General features: G+C 66.9%; 18 protein-coding genes. 13 read left to right on the top strand and 5 right to left on the bottom strand.

The features are described 5' to 3' along the window. Positions 1-264: 264 nt before the first annotated feature. On the top strand, positions 265-2,055 hold the full coding sequence (locus ACLFKU_RS10095; protein ID WP_410848972.1) for a sensor histidine kinase: 1,791 nt from the start codon (positions 265-267) through the stop codon (positions 2,053-2,055). A gap of 41 nt (positions 2,056-2,096) precedes the next feature. On the opposite strand, the gene ACLFKU_RS10090 is transcribed toward ACLFKU_RS10095, so the two are convergent. Both ACLFKU_RS10090 and ACLFKU_RS10085 read right to left on the bottom strand, forming a co-directional pair. Continuing rightward, complete coding sequence (locus ACLFKU_RS10090; protein ID WP_410848971.1) at positions 2,097-2,420, bottom strand: hypothetical protein; 324 nt, start codon at positions 2,418-2,420, stop codon at positions 2,097-2,099. A 140-nt stretch (positions 2,421-2,560) separates the two neighbouring features. Continuing rightward, positions 2,561-4,150, bottom strand: a complete 1,590-nt coding sequence (locus ACLFKU_RS10085; RefSeq protein WP_410848970.1) for a winged helix-turn-helix domain-containing tetratricopeptide repeat protein — start codon at positions 4,148-4,150, stop codon at positions 2,561-2,563. Between the two features lie 181 nt (positions 4,151-4,331). On the opposite strand from ACLFKU_RS10085, the gene ACLFKU_RS10080 reads away from it, so the two are divergent. The 3 genes from ACLFKU_RS10080 to ACLFKU_RS10070 are packed head-to-tail and all read left to right on the top strand — an operon-like array spanning position 4,332 to position 6,041. Then, on the top strand, positions 4,332-5,087 hold the full coding sequence (locus tag ACLFKU_RS10080; protein WP_410848969.1) for an SDR family oxidoreductase: 756 nt from the start codon (positions 4,332-4,334) through the stop codon (positions 5,085-5,087). Between the two features lie 52 nt (positions 5,088-5,139). Then, positions 5,140-5,619: a carboxymuconolactone decarboxylase family protein gene (locus ACLFKU_RS10075; protein ID WP_368585598.1), complete on the top strand. Its 480-nt coding sequence runs from the start codon at positions 5,140-5,142 to the stop codon at positions 5,617-5,619. 23 nt (positions 5,620-5,642) lie between these two features. Beyond that, the gene (locus ACLFKU_RS10070) at positions 5,643-6,041 is read left to right on the top strand and encodes a cupin domain-containing protein (RefSeq protein ID WP_410848968.1); all 399 of its coding nucleotides are present in this window, start codon (positions 5,643-5,645) and stop codon (positions 6,039-6,041) included. A 78-nt stretch (positions 6,042-6,119) separates the two neighbouring features. Here ACLFKU_RS10070 and ACLFKU_RS10065 read toward each other — a convergent pair whose 3' ends face one another. Beyond that, the gene (locus tag ACLFKU_RS10065) at positions 6,120-6,977 is read right to left on the bottom strand and encodes an oxidoreductase (protein WP_410848967.1); all 858 of its coding nucleotides are present in this window, start codon (positions 6,975-6,977) and stop codon (positions 6,120-6,122) included. A 245-nt stretch (positions 6,978-7,222) separates the two neighbouring features. Here ACLFKU_RS10065 and ACLFKU_RS10060 point away from each other — a divergent pair, with 245 nt between their 5' ends. The 4 genes from ACLFKU_RS10060 (at position 7,223) to ACLFKU_RS10045 (ending at position 11,884) form a co-directional block, all read left to right on the top strand. Further along, complete coding sequence (locus ACLFKU_RS10060; RefSeq protein ID WP_410848966.1) at positions 7,223-7,687, top strand: hypothetical protein; 465 nt, start codon at positions 7,223-7,225, stop codon at positions 7,685-7,687. 93 nt (positions 7,688-7,780) lie between these two features. Further along, on the top strand, positions 7,781-8,230 hold the full coding sequence (locus ACLFKU_RS10055) for an Rrf2 family transcriptional regulator (RefSeq protein ID WP_410848965.1): 450 nt from the start codon (positions 7,781-7,783) through the stop codon (positions 8,228-8,230). 98 nt (positions 8,231-8,328) lie between these two features. Next, entirely contained in the window at positions 8,329-8,976 is a 648-nt protein-coding gene (locus tag ACLFKU_RS10050; RefSeq protein WP_368585602.1) for an NAD(P)-dependent oxidoreductase, read from the top strand. 118 nt (positions 8,977-9,094) lie between these two features. Further along, complete coding sequence (locus ACLFKU_RS10045) at positions 9,095-11,884, top strand: mechanosensitive ion channel family protein (protein ID WP_410848964.1); 2,790 nt, start codon at positions 9,095-9,097, stop codon at positions 11,882-11,884. A gap of 148 nt (positions 11,885-12,032) precedes the next feature. Here ACLFKU_RS10045 and ACLFKU_RS10040 read toward each other — a convergent pair whose 3' ends face one another. Next, positions 12,033-12,701: a cysteine dioxygenase gene (locus ACLFKU_RS10040; protein ID WP_410848963.1), complete on the bottom strand. Its 669-nt coding sequence runs from the start codon at positions 12,699-12,701 to the stop codon at positions 12,033-12,035. 138 nt (positions 12,702-12,839) lie between these two features. On the opposite strand from ACLFKU_RS10040, the gene ACLFKU_RS10035 reads away from it, so the two are divergent. Both ACLFKU_RS10035 and ACLFKU_RS10030 read left to right on the top strand, forming a co-directional pair. Further along, positions 12,840-13,313: an Lrp/AsnC family transcriptional regulator gene (locus tag ACLFKU_RS10035; RefSeq protein WP_368585605.1), complete on the top strand. Its 474-nt coding sequence runs from the start codon at positions 12,840-12,842 to the stop codon at positions 13,311-13,313. Positions 13,314-13,486: 173 nt separating this feature from the next. Then, the gene (locus ACLFKU_RS10030) at positions 13,487-13,696 is read left to right on the top strand and encodes a hypothetical protein (protein WP_410848962.1); all 210 of its coding nucleotides are present in this window, start codon (positions 13,487-13,489) and stop codon (positions 13,694-13,696) included. 19 nt (positions 13,697-13,715) lie between these two features. Here ACLFKU_RS10030 and ACLFKU_RS10025 read toward each other — a convergent pair whose 3' ends face one another. Next, on the bottom strand, positions 13,716-16,232 hold the full coding sequence (locus ACLFKU_RS10025; protein ID WP_368585607.1) for an FUSC family protein: 2,517 nt from the start codon (positions 16,230-16,232) through the stop codon (positions 13,716-13,718). A gap of 213 nt (positions 16,233-16,445) precedes the next feature. Here ACLFKU_RS10025 and recC point away from each other — a divergent pair, with 213 nt between their 5' ends. From recC to ACLFKU_RS10010, 3 genes are read left to right on the top strand one after another with little or no spacing between them, the layout of a single operon-like run. Next, on the top strand, positions 16,446-19,838 hold the full coding sequence (gene recC / locus ACLFKU_RS10020) for an exodeoxyribonuclease V subunit gamma (RefSeq protein ID WP_410848961.1): 3,393 nt from the start codon (positions 16,446-16,448) through the stop codon (positions 19,836-19,838). After that, the gene (gene recB / locus ACLFKU_RS10015; RefSeq protein WP_410848960.1) at positions 19,835-23,560 is read left to right on the top strand and encodes an exodeoxyribonuclease V subunit beta; all 3,726 of its coding nucleotides are present in this window, start codon (positions 19,835-19,837) and stop codon (positions 23,558-23,560) included. The genes recC and recB overlap by 4 nt, the downstream gene beginning before the upstream one ends. Then, entirely contained in the window at positions 23,557-25,647 is a 2,091-nt protein-coding gene (locus ACLFKU_RS10010) for an AAA family ATPase (protein WP_410848959.1), read from the top strand. The genes recB and ACLFKU_RS10010 overlap by 4 nt, the downstream gene beginning before the upstream one ends. Positions 25,648-25,677: the final 30 nt, after the last annotated feature.

Raw genomic sequence — 25,677 nt, 5'->3', positions numbered from 1 at the left:
CAACAAAAGTGCATAAATCGCCGAGGCTGCGAAGGATGACCCACACAAGGGCGAAATATTCGATTTAAATTACATCTTTGTTCGGCATCCTGACGCAACAAGATGCTGGCGGGGCGCGCCGATGCCCAACCCTGGCGCGCAGCGGACCAACGGGGAACCGCGCCTATCGACGGGTTCGTGCCCCTCTTTCTTTTCCCGCGCAAACGCCCACATAATGTGCCGACTCCATAAAAGATCCGTCGGCCAACCCTCCCATGGGCACGCATGAGACTGACCACTAAAGGCCTGCTGCTGATCGCGATCCCGGCCGTCTTCGAACTCGCGCTGCTCACTGGCGTGGTGAAGGCGCAGGCCGATGCGACGATGGCCGAGCAGCGGGCGATGCATAGCGAGGAGGTGCTGCGCCAGAGCACGGCGATTCTCGATCCGGTGCTGTCCGAATCGGTCGCGCTGCGCGGCGCGGTACTTGCCAACGACGCGCGCTTCACGACCCCGGTCGCGGTATGGATGGACGTCGACCGGCGCATCGACGAGCTCGTCGATCTCGTCGGCGACAATCCCGCGCAGGTCGAGCGCGTGGTCGAGGTGCGCCAGGCGGTGCAGGCGTACCGCCAGTGGTCCGATCGCATCCAGGACATGCTGCACGCCGGGCGGCGCGCCGAGATTCTCGCGCGCTTCGACGATCTCGCCCAGGCCGACGTGCTCGATCGTTTCCGTTTGCAGGTGAGCGCGTTCCAGGCCGAGGAGCGCCGTCTCGATATGTCGCGCTCGAATGCCGTCGCCGCCGTGCGCGAGCGGGAGCAGACGCTGATCGTCGCGGCCGCGTTGGGCTCGCTGCTGTTCGTCGCGCTCGCCATCTGGATGTTCACGCGCGGCGTGCGCGGCCGGCTCGCGCTGCTGTCCGACAACGCGGGGCGGCTTGCCTGCAACGAGCCGCTCGCGCCGCTCGGCGCGGGTCGCGATGAGATCGCGCGGCTCGATCTGACCTTGCACGAGACGAGCCGCCGTCTGCTCGAAGCCGAGCGCATCGAGGCGCGTTTTCACGCGGACCTCGAGCGCCGCGCCGCCGAGCTCGCGCGCATCAACGAGACGCTGCGCCAGCAGACTCAGGAAAACGAAATGTTCATCTACAGCGTGTCGCACGATCTGCGCGCGCCGCTCGTGAACCTGCAGGGATTTTCGAAGGAGCTGATTCGCGCCTGCGACGAATTGCGCGACACGGTGCGCGGCTCGTCCCTCGCGCTCGGCACGCGCGAGCGGATCGAGCGGATCGTCGACGAGGACATCGGCGAGGCGCTGCACTATCTGCAGACCGCAGTGCTGCGCGCGTCGCACATCATCGACGCGCTGCTGCGGCTGTCGCGTGTCGGACGTGTCGAGTACCGCCGCCAGAAGGTCGATGTGGGCGACATCGTGCAACGCGTCGTCGATGCGATGCAGGGCTCGATCCGCGCGCGGCGCGCGCGTGTGACGGTCGGCGAATTGCCCGCGGTATGGGGCGATCCGACCGCGCTCGAACAGATCTTCGCGAACCTGATCGGCAACGCGGTCAATTATCTGGACCCGGCGCGCGAGGGCCGCGTCGAAATCGGCACGACGCCCGCACCGCCGGGCGTGCATTCGCTGCGAATCTTCTATGTGCGTGACAACGGCCTCGGCATTCCGTCGATCGCGCTGCCGCGGCTGTTCACCGCGTTCCAGCGCCTGCACGGCAACCCGACGGCCGGCGAGGGCGAGGGCATCGGCCTCGCGCTCGTGCGGCGGATGGTCGAGCGGCATGGCGGGCGAGTGTGGGCGGAATCGAAGGAGGGGGCGGGCACGACCTTCTATCTGTCGCTGCCAGAGGCGGCGGGTGCCGCGCGCGCGGAACCGGCCGCGGCTGGCGCGCCAGCACTCGCCGCGGCAAGTCTGGCGGCGGCTCCGGCTCCGGCTCCGGCTCCGGCGGCGCGCGGGGTGCGCGAGAGCATGCTGGGCGCCACTGGGTCGGGCTTCAGCGCCGGCAGCGGGTTGCCTGCGCCTTCGATCGACGCGGTGCGAGGCATCACTACGCGGTAGGGGCGCTCGATCGCGCGATGCGGATGGCGTCCCGCCGTCGCTTAACCGGCGAAAATCCGCCGCGGCTTCAGCAGTCTTCGGCCGCGCACCGACCAGTAGCAACTGCATGCCAGCAGCACGGCGATGCCGGCGGACGACTCGGCCGGCGTTGTCCGAACGCCGGCAATCCCCTCGACGGCAAACAGGCCGTTCGTCACAGCCAGCAGCGCCGCCCACAGCGCGCACGCGGCCTGCATCAGCAAACGCGTTCCCTTCATATGCCGGGCGCGGGTGTCGTGCGACCAGGTGGGCGGTCGGCGCCCGCAGAAGAAGACGATCATCATCAGCATGACGACGAGGGTGACGATCCAGTCGATTAGTTTCATCGAAACAGCACTCCCTAAAAGCAGCCGCGACTATAGGGAGGTGTTTCGTCTACAACCGTCGGAAGTTTCTGAAATGTGGGAGGCCGCTGAACGATATCGAGGCGAGCGCCGCTGCATGTCGACGCCCTTTGCGGGATGCATCAATCCTCGCGGGGTTCAGAATCGAATCCCGCCTTTGCCAAGCCTTCAGTGAAGACGGCAAGGTTTTCGTCGCGCTGGATCGGCATCCAGTCGGTCAAGTTGCCGAGGCGCAAGTCGGGAATCAGTTCGCGTAAGCGAACCGCGGCTTGTCGAGCTTCCGCTGGTTTCCCGAGCCAGGCCTGGCTCGCGGCGAGCGTTGCGTAGGCCATGCCGAAACCCGGCAAATCCCGGATGGCTTTCTCGGCCCACGCAGCGGCTTCGACGAAGTTGCCCATGAACAAATGCGCGGCCGACAAGCCGAACTGCATTCGGTAGCGTTCTGGATCCAGCGGGCTCAACTGCATCGCATGGGCAAATTGCCCGATCGCCTGTTCAGTCTCGCCATGCCATAAGCGGAGAAATGCGCTGAGAAACCACCCGGCGGCAAGATTGGGATTCAACTCGAGCGCCCGATCCAGCAAGGCGATACCTTCGGGCAGGTTGCCGGCCAGATGCGATAGCGCATGACCGCTGCGCGCGAGAGCTACGGCGTCGTACTTGCCCAACTCCACGGCACGACGCGCCCACCGGGCGCCTTCGGCCATTTCCGTTGGGCGATCGTGCATCCAGCCATTGATCTTGCGCCAGCAGTGACACCAGGCCGCCATCGCATACGCCGATGCAAGCTCAGGGTCGCACGCAAACGCGCGCTGAAATAACGGCAACGCTTCATCGATCGCTTCGCGGCTGCCTTGATGAAGCTGCGCCATGCCGCGCAGGTAGTAGTCGTAGGCACGCAGACTTTCGGTTGGTTTGAACCGCGCGCGAGCGATCTCCGCCTGTTCGACCTGCGGCGCAATCGCACCGACCACGCTGTCGGCGATCTGGTCCTGGAACTCGAAAATATTGTCGAGCACGCCCTCGAAGCGGCCAGCCCAATGGGTCGCGCCGGTGCCCGCGTCGACGAGCTGGCCGGTGATGCGAACGCGCCCCTGTGCCTGCCGCCAACTGCCTTCGAGCACGTAGCGCACGCCGAGCTCACGGCCGATCTGCTTCACGTCCACGTTGCGATGCTTGTAAGTGAAGCTCGAATTGCGCGCGACGACGAACAACCAGCGGTATCGCGACAGCGCGGTGATGACGTCCTCGATCACGCCGTCGGCCAGATAGTCCTGCTCCGGGTCGCCGCTGAGATTGACGAACGGCAGGATGGCGATGGAAGGCTTGCTGGCCTGCGCCGCATCCGGCGATGACGTTTCGGTCGCCGTCGCTGTCTTCTCGCTGGCCTGATCAGATGCCGGATGTTCGGTGACGTCGGCGACAAACCGGAATCCCTTGCGCGCCACGGTTTTGATCACGCGCTGCTGCTGACCGTCATCGCCGACCGCGCTGCGTGCGGCGTTGACGTGGCTGGCCATGGTGGATTCGGAAATCACGCGTCCGTCCCACACCGCATTGATCAACTCATCACGGCCCACGACCCGGTTGCGGTGGCTCGCCAGATAAACCAGCAGATCGAACACTTTCGGTGTCGTCGCAACCGCTTGTGAAGCGCGGCGCAAGTCGCGACGCTCCAGGTCCAGCGTGCAGTCAGCGAAAACCCATTGCATTGGGGACTCCAGAGCGAGAAAGCCGCCAGCTACGCGCTACCCGGCGCGCTGATGAAGCGGATCAAGGAATTTTGGACGGAAATACAAGGCGCAGGCAAAGCGGCGCCGGCGGCTGGAAATGATACTGCACCCATCGGATCAACCAGCAAGCGCTTCGTCAACCGAACCGGAGGAGTGGAACATGAAAGTGGTCGTCATGGGTGGCAGCGGACTGATCGGCTCGAACGTGGTGCGGCGGCTTCGCCGCGATGGTCACGACGTGGTGGCCGCATCCCCGTCGACCGGAGTGGACTTGATGACCGGCGAGGGCTTGGCGAAAGCGCTCGAAGGCGCGCAGGTCGTCGTCGATGTCGCCAACGCACCGTCCTTCGAGGACGAGGCCGTGATGACTTTCTTCCAGACGGCGGGCCGCAACCTGTTGGCCGCCGAACACGCGGCGGGCGTCGAGCACCATCTCGCTCTGTCGGTCGTAGGCACGGAACGCCTGCAGCAAAGCGGGTATTTTCGCGCCAAGGCCGCGCAGGAGACGCTGATCCAGGCGTCGACCGTTCCGTACACGCTGCTGCGTGCGACGCAGTTCTTCGAATTCGTCGGCGGCATCATCGAGGCCAGCTCCCAGCGAGGCGAGGTGCGTCTTTCGCCCGCTCTGATCCAGCCGGTCGCCGCCGACGACGTCTCCGCAGTCCTCGCCGATCTCGCAGCGGGGGTGCCGCTGAACGACACGACTGAAGTCGCCGGTCCGGACCGCTTCCCACTCGACGAGCTCGCCCGCAAGTTCCTCGCCGCGCACAAGGATCCACGCACGGTGATCGCCGATATCCACGCCCGCTATTTCGGCAGCGGACTGGACGACCGCACGTTGGTCGCCGGCAGCGGTCATCGCGTCGGCCCGACACGCTTCCACACTTGGCTCAGCCGCTCCGTCGCGAAAGACTGAACCGCATTCCCGCAACGATTTTTCCTTTCTTCAACCGCCCAAAGGACATGCCATGACCCAGCGCATCGACTACCAGCAGCAATCCCCGGAACTGTTCAAGAAGTTCGTCGAGTTCAGCCTCGTGCTCAAGAAGTCGGCCATCGAGGAAACCATCCGCCATCTCGTCGACATCCGCGCGTCGCAGCTCAACGGCTGCTCGTTCTGCGTCGACATGCACGTGAAGGAAGCGACGATCCATGACGAGCGTCCGTTGCGCCTTCATCACGTGGCCGTGTGGCGCGAGTCCAACCTGTTCACGCCGCGCGAGCGTGCCGCGCTCGCCTGGACCGAGGCGCTGACCCATATTTCGCCGCTCGGTGTGAGCGATGAAATCTACGATCGCGTGCGGACCCAGTTCTCGGAGAAGGAGTTGTCCGACCTGACCTTCCAGGTGATGTCGATCAACGCGTGGAATCGGGTCAACATCGGCTTCCGCATCCCGCCGGGCATCTACGACAAGGCTTTTGGCGTGGACAAGTCCGGTCTGGCCTGATCGATCAGCATAGGAGCACCGTCATGCATATTTCCAGATGGGTGATCGCATCGCTGCTGCTGGCAGCGGGCGCCGCACACGCGCACGAGCCGCCGCAGGCGCAAGTTTCGCCGCTGACGACCAAGGCGCTGGCAGACTATCCGGGCAAGGAAGTCACGGTGCTCTCGGTCGAGTATCCGCCCGGCAGTGCGGACCCGGTGCATCGGCATGATGCGCACGGCTTCATCTACGTGCTGGAAGGCTCGATCGTGATGGGCGTGCGCGGCGGCAAGACCGTCACGCTGAAGCCGGGCCAGACCTTTTACGAAGATCCGAACGACGTGCACACGGTCGGGCGCAATGCCAGCAAGACCAGGCCGGCTAAATTCCTGGTTTTTCTGCTGAAGGATGCCGGTGCGCCGATTCTGACGCCGGCGAATTGACTGGCCCGTTGATATTCGCGCAACCGCGATTCAGGCGAGCAGCGGCTCGGCGAATACCGAACCGCTGCTTTTCTTCGCCTACGCAGCGAAGTCGGTGGATGACGACAGGTCCTTCCAGGCTTCCGTTTCCTGCGTTACATAAGCGTTTTTCGCGGCGATCGCGGCCAGCGTGTCCGTCCCGAGCGGCAGGCGCAACGGCGGGGACGCCGCGTCGACCAGCGCGATCATCGCGGCGGCAAGCCTGGTCGGGTCGCCGGGCTGGTTGTGATTCAGTTGCATGGCCTTGCGGCGAACCGCACCCGAGGTTTCGTCGTAATCGTCGATCACATCCGGCGCAACGACCAGCGACGAAGCATCGAGAAAGTCCGTGCGGAAATACCCCGGCTCGACGACTGTCGCGTGAATGCCGAGCGGTTTCAACTCGGCATGCAGCGCTTCGGTGATGCCTTCGACGGCAAACTTCGTCGACGAATAGACGCCAAAGCCCGCCGCGGCACGATAGCCGCCGATCGACGAAATATTGATCACGTGGCCCGAGCGGTTCGCGCGCATCGCCGGCAATACGGCGCGGGTGACGTTGAGCAAGCCGAAGACGTTGGTGTCGTACATGCGACGCACGTCCTTGTCGGCGGATTCTTCCACCGCGCCGAGCAGACCGAACCCGGCGTTGTTGACCAGCACGTCGATGCGGCCGAATTTTTCGACTGCGGCCTGTACCGCCGCCTTTGCCTGCGCTTCGTTGGTCACGTCCAGCTCCACCGGCAGCAACGCAGCCGACTCGCCAAGCCGCTCGGTGATCGCCGCGACTTTGCGTCCGGCGGCCACCACCGCGTTGCCGTCTGCAAGCGCGGCTTCGGCAATCAATGCGCCGATGCCTCGCGACGCGCCGGTGATGAACCATATCCGCTTGAAACCGCCCTGTTGAATGTTTGCCATGATGTGTCTCCTACGTGTGAGTGATGAAGTGATGCCATCGTAGGCTCAGCGATTGACACAAACTAGCCGTACTTCGCTGGAGACATAATCAACTTATATTTGCGAATCGACGGCTCCGGCAGGATTGGCAGGCGGAACCACGGTCTGCCTCGCCGCGGTGACTCGAAGCGGCCGCGCGGCGCAACGGCGGTATCATGAGCACGTCTTAGCATCTGCGAGCCGCTCGGCGCGGCTTCTTTCTGATCATGATTTCATCTGTTTCCTCATCCTTATTGCGCCGCGCGGCGGTCGTCATCTTCGTGTTCGGCGCGCTGGCCGCGTGCCAGAAAAACGATGCGTCGGCCGGCCAGGTCGCGGGCAAGCTCAACGACGCCGCGCAGCTTGCCGGTCAGAAGCTCGATCAGGCAGCGAGCTACGTCGGCCAACAGGTCGCGGCGACCAAGGACGCCGCACAGCAGAACCTCGACTCGGCCTCTGCGCCGTCGATCAGGATCGACCCGGCCGCGCTCGCGTCGAGCGCGCAGGCCAACCTGCAGAACGCGGCGAGCGCGGCCAACGCTCAGCTCGGCAGGGCCGCGTCGATCACGGGCCAAGGCCTCGAAACGGCGGGGCGCAAGCTGCAGGCGTGGTCGGCGCAGAATGCGACCTCGTCGGCTTCGGCGAGCGCATCGACCGAGTCTGCCGACGCGCAGAAGCAGATGGACAAATGACCCGCGCTCGGTTCGATCCGGCTTTCGCCGTTTGACTTTAGAGGTATATGTAATTACGATGGTTACACATTGTCGTTGCGGGACGGATCTGCTGTGAACACGAGTAGCCGGTTTGCCTTTGCCGTGCATGTGCTCGCACTGCTGTCGTTACAGGGCGGCGTGCCGTTGTCGTCGGAGATAATTGCGGGCAGCGTGAACACGAATCCCGCGCTGATCCGCCGGCTGCTGGCCATGCTCTCGGAGGCCGGCCTCACCACGTCGCAGATGGGCGCCGGTGGCGGCGCGTTGCTCGCGCGGCAGCCGGAACAGATCACGCTGCTCGACGTCTATCGCGCCGTCGAGGACGCGCAGTTGTTCGCGTTGCATCGCGAGGAGCCGAATCCCGAGTGCATGGTGGGGCGCAATATCCAGAGCGTGCTGAGCGGAATCATCGACGAAGCGCAGCAGGCGATGGAAGCGGCGCTCGCCGCACGCACGCTCGCCGATGCGACCGCCGACGTGGTCCGCTCGGAGAAGCATCGCGAGCGCAAGCGCCGGACTTGACGGTGCCTAAGCAATGAACGGGGTGAGAGCCCCGCTTTTTTTCTCGCTATATGTAACTGTGACAGTTACATATACAACAACCTGAGGAGTACGCTGATATGAGCAAGCAATTGAAGATCGCCTTGTTTGGCGCGACCGGCACGATCGGATCGCGGATTGCCGCGGAAGCCGCGCGTCGGGGGCATCAGGTGACGGCGCTGGTGCGCGATCCGGCGCGCGTGCCGGCCGGCGTCGCGAATCTGCATGCGGCGCAGGCCGATCTGCTCGACCCCGCGAGCGTCGGCGCGGCGGTGCGCGGTCAGGACGTCGTGGCAAGCGCGTATGCGCCGCCGCAAGGCGATCTCGCCACGCTGACGCAGGCCACGCGCGCGCTGGTCGAAGGGGTGCGCGCGGCGGGGCTGAAACGCGTCGTCGTGGTAGGCGGCGCGGGCTCGCTCGAAGTCGCGCCGGGCAAGCAGCTGGTCGATACCGACAGTTTTCCGCCCGCGTACAAGGGCATCGCGCTCGCGCACCGCGACGCGTTCGACTACTACCGCGGCGTGACCGATCTCGACTGGACGTTCTTCGCGCCGGCCGCGCTGATCGCGCCGGGCGAGCGCACCGGCAAGTTCCGCACGGGCGCGAACACGCTGATCGCGGACGCGGACGGCAACAGCCGCATTTCGGCCGAAGACTACGCGATCGCGTTCGTCGACGAACTGGAGCAGGGCCGCTTCGTCCGCCAGATCGCGACGGTCGCGTACTGACGACCGGCGCATCGAATCCGCCCGCCGCGCAAGCGTACTAACATTCGGTTACGCATGTTCGGGCGCGCCGGGCGTAACTGCGGCTACACTGGCGTCTGCCGTTTTCTCACGGATTGCCATGCAGTCATGCCCGTCGCGGCGTGAGTCCGAGGCTGCGCCGTCTGGCGGCGGGCAGCAGCCGGCGATTCTCACCGCCACTCATCTCTCCTCCGATCACACCGCTCGCGACACTGCCAGCGGCGACGTCCGTCCGCGCGCGAGCGCATATGCGCTGCTGGGTTGGTTTACCGCGCTGCTGTGCGCCACGCTGATTCTGTGCCTCGGCGCGCTGCCGCGCATCGCGCAGGCCGCCGGCCCCGCGGTCGGCGGCGGCACGCCGGTGATCCCGGCACTACAGAGCCTGATCAACAGCGCGACGGTGAACGCGACGCCCGCGTCCGAGGCCTCGGGTGCGTCGGCGCCCGAGGCGGCGTCGGCGTCGGCCCCGTCGCCCGCGAGCCAGGCGGAGCTCGCGCGCTCGCTCGACAGTGTGATCGCCACGCTCGACAACGACCGCCAGCGCAGCGCGCTCGTCGCCCAGCTGAAAAAATTGCGCGACGTATCGGAAAGCGCCGCTCACACCGTCGGCCCGCCCGCGCCGGCGGCCGTGCAACCGAGCCCGGGCCTGCTCGGCGCGATCGCATCGGGTATCGCGTCGTTCGAATCCGACGTGCACCAGGGCCGCACGCCGGTGCGCTACTGGAGCGGGCGCGTGACCGCGGCCGGCAACGAGCTGTACACGATCGTCTCCGGCCAGGGACGGGAGGGTGTCGGCACGATCCTGCTGGCGATGCTGGGGATGCTGGCCGGCTGGGGTGCCTGTGCCGGCGCGCTGATCTATCTGCAGCATCGGGTGCACAGACGCTTCGGCATCGAACTGGTGCTGCGGCCCAATCCCACCACGCGCGAGTTGCTGATCTTCGCGTTGCGCCGCGTCGGTCCGTGGATCATCGCGTTCATCGCGGCGCTGCTGTTCATGCGCGCGATGCCCGATGCGCTCGGCCGCACGCTCGGCATGGTGGTCGCGTATGCGATCGTCGCGGGCGCGGTGTTTTCCGCGATCTGCCTGATCATGTTTTCGCTGTTCGGCTCGGGCCACCGGCGCGTCGCGGTGCGATTGCTGATCGATCACGCGCGCCGCGTGCTGTTCGTGATCGGCGTGTGCGGCGCGCTCGGCGACGCAGCCGTCAACTACGACGTCGAGCATCAGATCGGCACCAACCTGGCTGCGCTGATTTCGACCGCGGCCAACATGACGGCTGCCGTGCTGACCGGCTATTTCGCGCTCGCGTTTCGCCGGCCGATCGCGCACCTGATCCGCAACCGGCCGTACGAACAGCGCAGCGACCACCGGGCCGCGACCGATGCGTTCGAGGTGCTTGCCGCGATGTGGCACGTGCCGGTGCTGGTGCTGGCGGCCGCGTCGGTGGTCGCGACGCTGGGCGGCTCCGGCTCCAGCGAAAACGTGCTGCAGATTTCGATCGTCACCGCGCTGCTGCTGGTGCTGGCGTTTTTCCTGTCGGCGATCGTGCTGCGCATGACGCGCCCGCGCAGCGCCCGCGCGCGGCGCCGCTCGCCGTATCTGACGCGGCTGCTGCGCTTTTGCGGCACCTTGCTGACCTTGTTCATCTGGCTGTTTTTCTTCGAATTGGCGGCGCGGCTGTGGGACGTGTCGCTGGCCGAGGTGATCGAGAGGAACGTGGCGGCGCGCGGCATCGCGCATGCGATGACGGCGATCGTCGCCACCGTGTTCATCGCGTGGCTGCTGTGGATTCTGGTCGACACCGCGATCACCGAAACGCTCAATCCGGGCAGCCCGCGCAACAAGGCGCGCAGCCCGAGCACGCGCGCCCGCACGATGCTGCCGCTGGTGCGCAACGTGTTGCTCGTGTCGATCATGACGATCGGCGGCATCGTCACCGCGGCGAACCTCGGCATCAACGTGACGCCGCTGCTCGCCGGCGCGGGCGTGATCGGTCTGGCGATCGGCTTCGGCGCGCAGTCGCTGGTGACCGACCTGATCACCGGGCTTTTCATCATCATCGAGGACACGATCTCGGTCGGCGACTGGATCGACGTCGATGGCGGCCATGCGGGCACGGTCGAGCATCTGTCGATCCGCACCGTGCGGCTGCGCGACGGGCAGGGCGCGATTCACGCGATTCCGTTCTCGCAGATCAAGATCGTGAAGAACCTGTCGCGCGATTTCGCGTACGCGGTGTTCGAGGTGCGCATGTCGTTCTCGACCGATGTCGACGAGATCACGCAGCTGATCCGCGAAGTCGGCGCGGAGCTGATGGCCGACTTCCGCTACCGGCGCGAGATGCTCGGGCCGATCGAGGTGTGGGGTCTCGACCGCTTCGATCCGAACTGGATGGTCGTCAAAGGGCAGATCAAGACGCGGCCGCTGCAGCAATGGAGCGTCGCGCGGGCGTTCAATTTGCGGCTCAAGCGCAAGATGGACGAGGCGGGCATCGAGATTCCGGTCGCGCAGATGCGGGTGTACACGTCGTCGAAGGATAGCGAGGGCGAGCCGTTGCGCGACGACGAGATGACCGGGTTCGTCGCGCCTGTGGATGCCGGTGCCGACGCGCACCAGCGCGCGCGCGACGGCGCGCACGGCAAAGCGCATCAAAGGGCCCATGAACCCGCGCGCGAACGAACCCGCGAAGCGGCGCACGAGTATCCGCGCGAAGCGGAGTATGAAGTGGGCGCCGTGGGCCCGTCGGCGCGCGCATCGACACATGTGCCGCTTGCGCCCGCGCGTGACGTGTCGCACGATCCGCGTCCGGCACCGCCGCCGACCGGACAGACCGCGCCGATTCCGCCGCAGATTCCGACGGCGGGCGATGTCGGAGGAAAGAGTTGAGGCGGGGGTTTGTTGGGCAACGCGCGAAGACGGTCGCGTGCTTGTGTGCTCGCATGACTGCGTAGTCGCGCGAACGGGTTACGTCACATTCCGTCACACGTCAGGTCACGTCAGGTCACGTCACGTCCCGTCGTGACGTGCACCGTCGTCACACCATCTCCGCGGCATCGGCCGTGCGCACGATGTCGTTCACGTGCGTCCCGATCCGCGCGCCTTCGACACCATAGATATGCAGCGACACCGCCGGCGCGTCACTGCTGTTGCCGAGCCGATGAATCGCTGCGCGGCCGCCGCGCACGTACGACACCGCGCCGCGGTTGCGCGTCCGGGCGCGCAGCGCGCTCGCGCATTGCTGCGCGTCGTTCCATTCGAAGACCGTTTCGCTCAGCTGGCCCTCGACCACCGTGTAACCGCACCACGTGTGATGTGCATGCACGGGGCTCGCCTGGCCGGGCTGCCAGACCAGCGCGGCGATCGCATAGCGGCCTTGCGGATCGGCGACGAGCAGATGGCGCCGATAAGTGTCGGCGGAACCTTCGCGTTGCACCGGTGCGAGCAGCGCCGGGTCGGCGGCCGCCTCGGCGAGCGCGAGCCGCATGGTGCGCGCGAAGAACGTCGAATGCGACGGTTCCGGAAATTTCGCGCAGGCTTCGAACATCGCGTCGAGCGTGTCGCACAGGCGCTCGAGCGGTGTGCGCTTGATATCGCGCAGCGTGTGCATAGGTAACGCGGCCGCTTCGAGGCGGGCCGGGTCCGGCAGCGACTTCAGGTAGTCGGGAAGGTGCTTGAAAGCGGTGGCGCGAAGGTCGTCGCTCATGATGGTGATGCAGCGCGAACGCCGCTGGTCGGCAATTTTCGGTATCGATATTTATACCGGTTTGCCCGGAGAAAGAGTTTCCATATAATTCCCTCCGCCGTCAGAAAAGTAGAATAATTTCCTATGAGGGGTGGGGGTATGGGTATGGATATCATCGATCGGAAGCTGCTCGAATTGCTGCAGGCGGACGCGACGATGCCGATCGCCGAACTCGCGCAGCGCGTGAACCTGTCACAGACGCCATGCTGGAAGCGGCTGCAGCGCCTGAAGGACGCGGGCGTGATTCGCGCGCAGGTGGCGCTGTGCGACGCGCGCAAGCTGGGTGTCGGAACCACGGTGTTCGTTGCGGTGCGCACGAACCAGCACACGGACACATGGGCCGCCGCGTTCGCGCAGGCGGTGCGCGATATCCCCGAAGTGGTCGAGGTCTACCGCATGAGCGGCGAGACGGACTATCTGCTGCGCGTGGTGGTCTCCGATATCGATGACTACGACCGGATCTACAAGCAGTTGATCACGGCCGTGCCGCTGTACGACGTGAGTTCGAGCTTCGCGATGGAGCAGATCAAGTATTCGACGGCGTTGCCGGTGCGTTCGTCGGCGGTAACCTGATGCTCGTGGAGCATCCGTGAGCGCCAGGAGCGCCGCTTGCTATTTCGATAGCAAATGCGCTCCGGCGCATCCATGCCGACCCCATCGGCTGCAAGCCGCGTGCAAGCTCACTGGGCGTAGAATGCCGCCTTCTCCGACCCATCCGCGACTGCTACGCGAACCGAGCCCGCTTCATGACCAGACCGCCGCGCAAGAAGAACCCGACCTTTGGCATCGCCGTCTTTATCGTGGTGGCGATTCTGCTCGTGACCGCAACGCTGATCTACAACGCGATCCGTCAAAAGCACGAGTTCGAGAGCCAGCCCACGCAGGTGCCGCCGGTGGCCTCGGAGGCAGCAGCGGCGGTCAACGCGCTGAGACCGGCGAGCGGCGCCGCGCAATAACGCCCGCGCGCGTCGCAGCTCACTCTTCCGGCAACCGGATGATGCTCGCGTCCTTGCGAATCTGCGCGGACGCCGCGAGCATCTGCTTGCATTGATGCGCAAGCAGTTTCGTGTCGTGCACCGCATCGGCGGAATAGTCCGGCGATTTCTCCGTTTTGACGACCATCGCATCGAGCTCGCGACTCATCAATTTGATCTGCTCGCTCTGCTCTGCGGGCAACGCGGTGCCGGCTTCGGCGGCGCTCAGGTTGTCGCGCACGAGGCTCAATGCGCGCTGCAGCGGCTGTAGCGAGACATCCTCGACCTGTTGCTGCTGTTGCGCGGAGGTGCGCAGCAGCGGCGCGGCGGCCGTGATCTGCGACGCGAGCACGTGGCTGCGCACCAGCAGACCGTTCAACTCCGGCACGAACTTCTGCGCGGACTTCGGTTCGAGCATCATGCGCTGGAATGCCTGACCGAGATTCGCGAACGCAACGTGAACGTTCTTGCGCGCGAGCCGATAGCGGTAATCGCGGTCGAGCGCGGTCGCAGCCGCGGCGGCGGCAGCCGATGCGCCGCTTGCCGGGCGCGCGGTCGGATTGCGGATCGTGGTGGTGCCATGGGCGGCGTCGCCAGCGTTTGCCTCGGCACCAGCGTCGCCGAGCGGCTGTGCACGGCTTGCGCGCTCCGCGCGGCGCGCACCGGCGCCACTCTCCACGTCGGCTTCGGCTCCAGCGACAGCGAGCGCCGGCCCGCCAAAGCCGAGCGCCGGGTCCGCCATCGCGGCCGCCGGCGCACGCGCGCCCGCTTCGGTCACGGCCGCGACCACCGCAGCGGCCGGCTTGCCGCTCCACCACCAGCTCGCTTCGAGATACTGCCGCGTCGCGCTGATCATGTTGTTGACGAGCTTGCCCATCAAGCGGTACTCCCAGTACGGGAACAGGTGGCTCGCCGCAATCGCGATCGCGCAGCCGACCACGGTGTCGATCGCGCGCTCGCCGATGATGCGCAGGCTGCCCGGCGCAAGCAGATGGAACAGCAGCAGCACATACGACGACGTGAACACGACGCTCGCCGTGTAGTTGAACAGCAGCAGGCTGTAGCTCATCACCATCGACGCGAACATCACGACCATCAGGATGTGCGGCTCCTTCACGAAGATGATCAGCGCGATGCTCGCCGCGCAGCCGATCAGCGTGCCGATGATCCGCTGCCCGTTGCGCTGCTTGGTCAGCGAGTAGCCGGGCTTCAGAATGATGACGGTGGTCATCACGATCCAGTACGCGTTGGTCAGCGGCAGCAGGCGGCCGAGCCAGAAGCCCACGGCGACCGCGATCGTCACGCGCAACGCATGGCGAAAGCTCGGCGAGGCCATCGTCAGATTCGAGAAGATCTGCCCGAACGGCACGCGCCGGCTCGTCACGAAGCGGCTCAGCGCCTGGTCGATGCGCAGTTCGGTTTCGGTCGGGCTCGGCTCGGTGGTGAGGCTGCGGCGCATCTTGTCGATCAGCCGCGTGGCGCTCCAGATGCGGCGGAAATTCGACGACACCGCCGAATACGCCTCCGGGTTCTGCGTCGGCAGTTCCTGCTTGCGCATCAGCTCGATTTCATACTCGATCGCGCGCAACTCGGCCTTCACGTTCACGCGCTTGCGCGGCGCCTGATTCTGCAGCACCGCGAGGCCGATCTCCTCGAGATCTTCGGCCGCCTTGCGGATCAGATCGCGATAGAACACCAGCAGGTCGGAGCCGCCGAACGTGCTGCGCACGAGCGTGTAATCGGTTTGCGCGCCGACGAACAGCTCGTGCAGATCGACGGTATTGATGAACAGGTTGTACAGCATCGCGCGGCGTGGTTCGAGCTTGCCGCGTTTGAGCCTGGGCAGATTGCGCAGCACGATGTCGCGCGCGGCCTCCTGGCGATCGACCGCGGAGATCTGCTTGTCGACGAGGTTGCGATAGCACTCGTCGAGATCGTTGTCGAGATCGTAGAACGCGGCGCGCGCGAGCAGATAGTCCGCGCACGCGAACACGCTTTCGGCGAGCGCCTGCTGCTCGATCCGATGCACCATCCATTGGCTCACGAAGGTCGACCAGTATGTGTACCAGAGGCCGCCGAGCAGGATCCACGACGCGTTGACGAGCGCCTGCTGTGGCGTGAAATGCTCCTCCAGCGTCAGGATCATCATGAACAGCGTCGCGAAGCTGATCTGCGGCCAGCGGTTGCCGTACACGACGATCAGCGACAGCACGAACGTGAGCGGCACGACCGTGCACCACAGCGCGATCGGATTGACGGTGGCGAGGCCGGTGGCGAGCGCGGACAGAAAGCCGATCACCGAGCAGGCCAGCATCTCGTTGTGCTTGTACTTGAGCGGGCCCGGCATGTCGACGACGCAGGCGCCGAGCGCGCCGGTCGCAATCGTGAAGCCGAGTTCACGATTGTCAAACACGAGCAGGCACAGGATGGCCGGTAACGACACGCCGACCGCGATGCGCAGGCCGCCATAAAAGTACTGGCTATAGAGGAATTTTCTTATTTCGACCGAATAGCGCATCGACTAACTGAATCCATTCACCGAGAAAACCGCAGTTGGAAAGACAGCGCGAAACTGCCGTCGAGTCTAACTGATTTTGCGCGCGATCTGACCTCGTCCATTCGGCCAGGTTATGCCGTGGGGATCGGTTTGTTATGCTGTCGCTTCAATGTCCGCCGCGGTTCGCGAGCATCACTCGCGGGCCGTCGGCGTGCCAAATGTGATCTGGAATCCATGCTTCAGCTCTTCTACTCGAACCGCTACGAAACGCTGGTGGGCGCGCTGCTCGACGACCTCGCGCAGGCGCCGTCCGACCCATGGACCGCGCGTCCCGTGATCGTGCCGAGCGCGGCCGTGCGCCGGCGGCTCGAACTCGATATCGCCGCGCGCCAGGGCATCTGCGCGAACGTGAACTTTGGTTATCTCGCGCAATGGTTGTGGGCGCAGATCGGCGGCGTGATCGAGGTGCCGAAGCATTCGCCGTTCGCGCCGGACCGGCTCGTGTGGCGCTGCTACCGGCTGCTCGACGACACCGACGAAGCGCTGCCGTGGAATGCGTCGCCGCGTTTGCGCACCTATCTCGATGCGGCCGACGCGTCGATGCGCTACGAACTCGCGCGGCGCGTCGCGACCGTGCTCGATCACTATCTGACCTATCGCCCCGAATGGCTGCTGCAGTGGCAGAAGGGCGGCTCGATCTTCGCGAATGGCGCGGCAGACGACACCGGTCCGCGTCTGACCGGCGCGAGCGATGCGGCGCGCGAAGACGAGCGCTGGCAGGCGGCGCTGTGGCGCGCGGTGCTCGCCGAACTCGCGCAAGCCGGCGGCCATGCGCAAACATCCGCGGCCGCGTTGCCGCCCGCGTATCGGTTCCTCGATGAAATCGCCGGACTCGATCTCGAGGCGATCTCGAACGCGCAATGGCCCGAGGCGGTCAGCGTGTTCGCGCTGCCGACCATGCCGCCGCTTCACATTGCGTTGCTGCGCGCGCTGTCGCGCTGGATCGACGTGCGTCTCTATGTGATGAACCCATGCCGCGAGTTCTGGTTCGACGTGGTCAGCGAAGGGCGCGTGCAGGCGCTCGACGCGGCGGGGCAGCTCGACTATCAGGAAGTCGGTCATCCGCTGCTCGCCGAATGGGGACGGCAGACTCAGGCGCAGCTGCATATGCTGCACGAGCTGACCGAAAGCGCGGCATCGGCCGAGACCGGCGACTTCACCGAGAACCCCGAACCGAGCTGGCTTGCCGCCGTGCAGAACGGCATCCTCGATCTGCGCAAGGAAGCCGATGCCGACGAGTTGCCTGTCGAGCGCGGTATCGAGGTCCACGTTTGCCATAGCCTGTCCCGGCAGCTCGAAGTGCTGCACGATCGCCTGCTTGGCTGGTTCGACGAGTTCGACGATTTGCAGCCGTCCGACGTGCTGGTCGCGGTGTCCGATCTGGCGGCGGCCGGTCCGCTGATCGATGCGGTGTTCGGCACCACGCCCGCCGGCGACACCCGCCGCATTCCGTACCGGATCACCGGCTTGCCGCCGTCGCAGGCCAATCCGGTCGCGCGTCTGTTGCTCGACTGGCTCGCGCTGCCCGAGCGCAGTGTGGGTGCGCCGGATCTGATCGAATGGCTGCGCGTCGACGCGGTCGCGGTGCGTTACGGCATCGATGCGAATTCGCTCGAAGCCGCGCAGGAATGGCTCGCGGCCGCCGGCGCGCGGCGCGGGCTCGCGCCGCTCGAACCGGTCGGCGAGCACGTGCCGGTCGCGCGTCATACGTTCGCCGATGCGCTCACGCGCCTGTACCTCGGCTATGCGATGCCGGCCGGCGGCGAGCCGGTCGATGCATGGCTGCCGGTCGAAGGCGCGGGCGGTTCGGATGCCGAATTGCTCGGCCGTCTGTCGCGCTTCGTCGACGATATCGACAGCTTCGCGACGAGCTGTGCGATCGAGCGCACGCCCGCCGACTGGTCGCAGCTGCTGCTCGAAACGCTCGGGCAGTGCTTCGACGGCGGCGTCGAGTTCGCCGATTCGCTCGCGGCCGTGCGCGACGCGCTCGATGCGATGACTGCCGCGATGCAGGCCGGCGCGCACGACGTGTTGCTGCCGGCGTCGGTGGTGCGCACCGCGCTCACCGAAGCGCTCGACGACCCCGCGCGCGGCGGCGTGCCGTGGGGCAGCGTGACGTTTTCTTCGCTGACGAGCTTGCGCGGTTTGCCGTTCCGGGTGATCTGCCTGCTCGGCATGGACGACGGCGTGCTGCCGTCGCTCGCGCGTGCCGACGAGTTCGATCTGATGGCCGCGTTCGGCAAGGCCGGCGACCGTCAGCGCCGCGACGACGAGCGCAATCTGTTCCTCGATCTGCTGCTCGCCGCGCGCGAGCGGCTCTTCATCGCGTACACGGGCCGCAGCATTCGCGATAACGCGCCGCTGCCGCCGGCCGCGCTCGTCGACGAATTGCTCGATCATCTCGCGCAGGTGTCGGCGGGCGAGGACGCGAGTCCGGCCGACGTCGACCGCGCCCGGCGCGAGTTCATCGTCGAGCATCCGCTGCAGGCGTTCGCGTCGGACTATTTTGCGGCGAAGGCGGACCTGTTCACCTACGACGCCGATCGCGCCGAGCTGGCCACGCTGCTCGCCGAACCGCAGCATGCGGATGCCGCGCCGTTCTTCGATCAACAGCTGCCGCCGGAAGATTTGCGCGAGGTGCAGTTCGACGATTTCGTGCGCTTCTGGCGTCATCCGGCGCGCGCGTTGTTGCGCGACCGGCTCGGCATCGCGTTGTCGGACGCGCAAGGCGAACTGCTCGATACGGAGCCGTTCGATCTCGACTATGCGGGCCGCGACGCGCTCGCCGAGCGCCTGCTGCCGGTGCTGCTCGACGCTGACACCGCAGACGACGTGGTGTATAGCCGCGTGCAGCGCGTCGCCGAGGCGAGCCCCGAGTTGCCGGGCGGCGCGACCGGCGCGGTGTGGCGCGCTCGCGAACTTTCCGCGCTGCGGCAGTTGGCGCAAAGCGTGCGGCGCGAAGTCGCCGCCGGTGTCGAGCGCTTGCCGTTCGTGCTCGAGATCAGGCCGCGCTGGCCGCAGGGCGGCGATCGCACCGATAGCGCCGATTCCCTGTTCGGCGACTACGACGCGCTGCTGCGCGAGGCCGCCGAAATGCCGCTGCAATTGCGCGGCACGTTGAACCTGCTGACCGGAACGGGACAAGTGATCTTTCGTTATGCCAAAGCCAGCGCGCGCGATTATCTATCCGCGTGGCTCGCGCATCTGGTCTATTGCGCGGCGCAGCCGGACGGTCCGCGCCGCACCGTGTGGCACGGCAGCGGCGAGAGCTTCGAGCTCGCGCCCGTCGCGGCGCCGCTCGACGAACTCGCGCCGTTGGCGGCGCTCTTCAATGCCGGCCGTCGGCTGCCGCTGCGCTTCTTCCCTAAGAGCGCATGGGCGAGAGTCAGCGAAAGCGAATCGGCGGCACAGGGCGTATGGATCAACGACCGCGTGCGCGGCGAGTCCGACGACCCCGCGTTGCGCATCGCGCTGCGCGGCACGCCGCTCACGCTCGCGCAGCCGTTCGGCAGCCTCGCCGCGATCGTCTTCAAGCCACTGATCCAGCATGTGCGGAGCGCCTCATGAGCGAAGCGCTGCGCCATCAAAACCTCGTCGCCGACGAACTCGACGTGTTCGCGTGTCCGCTCGACGGCGTGAACCAGATCGAAGCGTCGGCGGGCACCGGCAAGACGTGGAACATCTGCGCGCTGTATGTGAGGCTGCTGCTCGAAAAGAACCTGAATGCGGATCAGATTCTCGTCGTCACGTTCACGAAGGCCGCGACCGCGGAGTTGCACGAGCGCATTCGCGGCCGTCTCGCGGAACTGCATCGCGCGATCGAGATGGACGACGACGGCGACGATCCGTTCATCCGCCGGCTGTTCGAAACGACGCTCGCGCCGGAGAACGGTATCGACCGCGAGGCGGCGTTGAAGGTCGTGCGCCGCGCGCTGCGCACCTTCGATCAGGCCGCGATCCACACGATCCACGCGTTCTGTCAGCGCGCGTTGCAGGAAGCGCCGTTCGCCGCCGCGATGCCGTTCGCATTCGAGATGGAAGCCGACGACGCGGCGCTGCGCTTCGAACTCGCCGCCGACTTCTGGCGCGAGCAGGTCGAGCCGGTCGCGCATGCGCATCCGGCGTTCGCTGCGTGGCTGGTGGCGAGGCGCGCCGGTCCGGCGTCGCTCGACGAGCAGTTGGCGCGACGCCTGAAAAAGCCGCTCGCGCAATTGCGCTGGGGCAGCGTCGACGCGCACGGCGCTAGCGCCGATCCGCAGGCCGGCTTCGATGTCGCGTGCGCGATCTGGCAGGCCGAGCGCGACACGATCGTCTCGCTGCTCGCCGAGGCCCAGGAGCGCCTGAGCAAGACCACGCACAAGCCCGATCACGTCAGCGCCGCGATCGCCGCGTGGACCGACTACTTCGCGCGGGGCGACTGCCATGCGCCGCCGCCGCGCGCGGCGTTGAAGCTGACGGCGTCGGCGTTGAAGAAGGCGACCAAGGCCAGCTTCGAGCCGCCCGCGCATCCTTTCTTCGAGCATGCCGACGCGCTGGCCGCGGCCGCGGTCGCCGCCGAGGCCGCGCAGCGCGCGCGCTGGCTCGGGCTCGTGCAGACCTGGCTCGACTTCGCGCCGGCCGAGCTGGTGACGCGCAAGCGCACGCGCCGCGTCGTATCGTTCGACGATCTGCTCGCGAATCTGTATCGCGCGCTGGCCGCGCATCCGTGGCTCGCCGATGCGTTGCGCAGCCGCTATCCGGCCGCGCTGATCGACGAGTTCCAAGACACCGATCCGCTGCAATTCGCGATCTTCAGCCGCATCTTCGCGCCGGCCGGGCCGCTGTTCCTCGTCGGCGATCCGAAGCAGGCGATCTACAGTTTCCGTGCGGCGGATCTGCATACGTATCTCGCGGCGCGCGAGTCGGCGTCCGCATGCTACACGCTCGCGGTCAACCAGCGCTCGACCGCACCGATCGTCGACGCGTGCAATCGGATCTTCGAAGCGAACCCTCGAGCTTTCGTGCTCGACGGGCTCGACTATCAGCCGGTGCGTGCGGGCGAGCGGCGGCGTGCACCGTTCGCCGATCCCGACGCGGGCGGCGGCGATTTCCGCATCTGGACGTTGCCGCGAGGCGAGAGCGCGCTGAGCAAACGCGACGCGCAGCGCGCGGCGAGCGAAGCGTGCGCGGCCGAGATCGTGCGGCTGCTGCGAGGGGCGCGTGAAGGCGTCGTGACGATCGGCGACAAGCCGCTCGCGCCCGGCGATATCGCCGTGCTCGTGCAGACGCACAAGCAGGGTAGCCTCGTCAAACGCGTGCTCGCGTCGTGGGGCGTCGGCAGCGTGGAGCTTGCGCAGGCGTCGGTGTTCGCGACGCTGGATGCCGAGCAGATCGAGCGCGTGCTGGCCGCCATCGACACGCCCGGCGATTTGCGGCGTCTGCGCGCCGCGCTCGCGACCGACTGGCTTGGGCTCGACGCCGCCGCGCTGTGGCGTCTTACGCAGGTCGCCGATGCACCCGCGGCCGAGGCCTTTGACGAACCCGCGCCAGCACTCGATCCCGCCGACGCAATGGGCTGGGTCGAGCGTTTTTCGCGCTACCGGATGCTGTGGCACGAACGCGGCTTCGCCGTGATGTGGCGCACGCTGATGCGCGAGCTGCGGGTTGCTCAGCGGCTCGTCGCGGGTGTCGACGGCGAGCGCCGGCTGACCAACGTGAACCATCTCGCCGAGCTCGTGCAGGCGCGCGCGGCCACCCAGCCCGGCATCGCGCCGACCTTGCGCTGGCTCGCCGCGCAGCGCCAGCAGGGCGGCGGGGAAGAGGCGCAACTGCGGCTCGAGTCGGATCGCAATCTCGTGCAGATCGTTACGGTCCATAAATCGAAGGGACTCGAATACGCGGTCGTGTTCTGTCCGTTCCTGAACGATGGCGGCTTGCGCGAGCCGCCGTCGTCGGGCTTGCCCGATGCGCGCGAGTACCACGACGACAGCGGCGACGCGGTGCTGCACTACGGTTGCGACGAACAGGAAGCCGAGCGCGCGTCGCGATATGCGGTGCGCGAGCAGGCGGCGGAACGCGCGCGGCTCGTCTATGTGGCGCTCACGCGCGCGGTGTATCGCTGCTACCTGGTCGCGGGCACCTATCTGTCGTCGCGCTCGACCAAAGAGTCGCGCCGCAGCGTGCTGAACTGGCTCGTCGGCGGCAGCGGCCACACTTTCGACGCATGGCTCGCCGAGCCGCCCAACGAAGCCGCGCTCGCGGCGAGCTGGCATGCGCTGGCGGGCGGACCGGTCACCTTGCGGGCGCTGCCCGAAGTGACGCGCCGCGTGCCGCTCGAAAGTCTGCAGGATCAGGGCGCGCATCTGCACGCGCGCGCGAATCGGCGGCCGTTGCGGGATCAGTGGCGCATGGCGAGTTTCAGCGGCCTGATCGCGGCCGGCGCGAGGAACGGGGATGCCAACGCGCACGCGCCGCAGGAAGACGTGCGGCCCGACCACGATGAGATCGCCGATGCGCTACAGTCCGCGCCGTTGCTCGCGCCGGTTGCCGCGCCCAACGCCCCGGCGCATGCCGACGACGACATCCTCGCGTTCCCGCGCGGTGCGGCGGCTGGCGATTGCCTGCATCGGATGTTCGAGCTCGCCGATTTCAGCGACGCGCGCAGCTGGCCCGACGCGATCCGCGGCGCGCTGCGCGAGCGTCCGGCGCCGGCCGCGCCCGAGCTCGCCGCGCGTTTGCCCGCGATGATGCATCGGCTGATCGCCGACGTCGTCTCGACCGAACTCGTGCCCGGCATGACGCTCGCGCAGCTCGACCCGCGTCGGCGCCTGAACGAACTCGAGTTTCTGTTCGCGGCGCCGTCGCTCGATTTTCCGGCGCTGCGCGAGCTGCTGATCGAATACGGCTATCCCGACGTCGCGCTGGAGCCCGGCGTGCTGCGTGGGTACATCAAAGGATTTATCGACATGATCGTCGAGCACGACGGCCGCTTCTGGATCGTCGACTGGAAATCGAACCATCTCGGCGACAGCGCGGCCGATTACGCGGCCGCGCCGCTCGAAGCGGCGATGGCGAGTCATGCGTATCACCTGCAGGCGCTGCTTTATACGGTCGCGTTGCATCGCTATCTGAAGACGCGCGTGCGCGATTACGCGTACGACACGCATATCGGCGGCTATCTGTATCTGTTCGTGCGCGGCGTGCGGCCGGACTGGCGCGATGTCGACGGCGCCGCCGGCGTGCACAGGCGGCGCGCGCCGTTCGAACTGGTGGCGCTGCTCGACGCGGCGATGATCGGAGGTGGCGCATGAGCACGTTCGGCACGCTTGACGAGCACGCGGCCGCGCCGCTCGGTCTGGAAGACATCGGCGTCAACCTGCCCGCGCCCGCCGATTTCAGCATCGCGCTGGCCGAAGGGTTCGCGCGTCGGATCGGCATGCTGGCGCGGCGCGGTGGTGCATCGACCGAGGTGGTGAAATGGGCCGCGCGCGGCGCGTTCGCGGCGAGCCGCGCGACCGCCGAAGGGCACGTGTGCGTGCCGCTCGCGGCGCTCGCGCGCCGCTTCGACGCATCGAGCGCCGAAGTGCGCGCGGCGCTGCTCGCGAGCGGCATGGCAAGCGATGGCGCCGCGGACGCAGCGAGTGCGGCGGCATTGCGGCCGCTCGTGATCGACGCGCAGGGGCGTCTCTATCTCGCGCGCTACTACGACTACGAGCGGCGCCTGGCCCACGCGCTGGTCGCACAGGCGACGGGCGACGCGAGCACTGCGAATGTCGACGCCGGCTCCACGCCCGCCGCTTTGCGCGAACGCCTGCTGCGCTACTTCGGCCCCCCGAAAGACGACGAAATCGACTGGCAGCGCGTCGCGGCCGTGATGGCGCTGTCGGGGCGGCTGACGATCGTCAGCGGCGGTCCGGGCACCGGCAAGACCACGACCGTGGTCGGGGTGCTCGCGTGTCTGCTCGATGCGCGCGCCGATTTGCGTATTGCGCTCGCGGCGCCGACCGGCAAGGCGGCGCAACGGATGCAGGAAGCGTTGCTCGCACGCGCGGGCGACCTGCCGCCGGAGCTCGCCGAGCGTTTGCCGCAGACGTCGTACACGCTGCATCGATTGCTGGGCTCGGGACCGGGCGGACGCTTCCGGCATCATCGCGATAATCCGTTGCCGTATGACGTGGTCGTGATCGACGAGGCGTCGATGATCGACGTCGCGATGGCCACGCATCTGCTCGACGCGATCGGACCGCAAACGCGGCTCGTGATGCTCGGTGACAAGGACCAGCTCGCCGCGGTCGAAGCCGGCGCGGTGTTCGCCGAACTCAGCGCGCGGCCGGCGTTGAGCGCAAGCGGATTGCGACGGGTCGCGCAGGCGCTCGATATCGACGAGGCGCGGCTTGCGCGGGCTTTGCCGCGTGCGTCGCGTCAGGACGATGCAGCGCCGTTGGATGATTTTTTTGTGCCGCCCGAGGCGCGGCGCACGTTCGCGCCGGACGCATCGGGCGATCTGTTCGCCGATGTCGCGACAGCGGCGACTGACGAGCAGTCCGGTCGCGATATGCAAATGGCGAACGAACGCAATCCGCTCGCGGACTGCGTCGTCTGGCTAGAGCGCAACTACCGGTTCGGCCTCGAGTCGCCGATCGGCCGTTTGTCGGTTGCGATTCGCAACGGTTCGGCGAGCGCGGCGCTCGACGTATTGCGGACCGACCCGACCGAGGACTGCACCGCGGCGCTGCACGAGGACGCGCACACGACGCTCGCCGAGCGCACCGTCACGCGACTTGCCGCCGGCTTCGGGCCTTACGCCGACGCACTTGCCGCGGCGCTCGCCAGCGATACGCCCGATCCATTGCCGCTGTTCGACGCGCTCAACCGCTTCCGCATCCTCTGTGCGACGCGGCTCGGACCTCGTGGCGTCGATCAGGTCAATGCGGCGATGGCGGCCCAGGTGCGCCGCGCCGCGGGCGTCACACTCGCGGTCGGCGCGCAATGGTTTGCGGGACGGCCGGTGATGGTGACGCGCAACGACTACGCGCTGGGGCTGTTCAATGGCGACATCGGCATTGCGCTGCCGGGCGCGGGCGGCGCGCTGCGCGTGTACTTCCGCACCGGCGACGGCGGCGTGCGCGCGGTGTCGCCGGCCGCGCTGCCGCCGCACGACACCGCGTTCGCGCTGACGGTCCACAAGTCGCAAGGTTCGGAGTTCGAGCACGCGGTGCTGGTGCTGCCGTCGGCGTTCAGCCGGGTGTTGTCGCGCGAGCTCGTATACACGGCGATTACTCGCGCACGCGAACGCGTCGAGGTGATCGGCGCGCGGGCCGTGCTCGCGCAGGCGATCGCGACGCCGACGCAGCGTGATTCGGGGCTGGCCGCGCGGATTGCGGAGGCGTCGCGTTGATTGCGCAAGCGCAGGCGGAACACGCGGAGT

This window comes from Paraburkholderia sp. EG304, from assembly GCF_046543485.1.
Lineage (GTDB): Bacteria > Pseudomonadota > Gammaproteobacteria > Burkholderiales > Burkholderiaceae > Paraburkholderia > Paraburkholderia youngii.
Note: the sequence above shows the minus strand (reverse complement) of the source record. Positions and strands in the feature narration are given on the sequence as shown.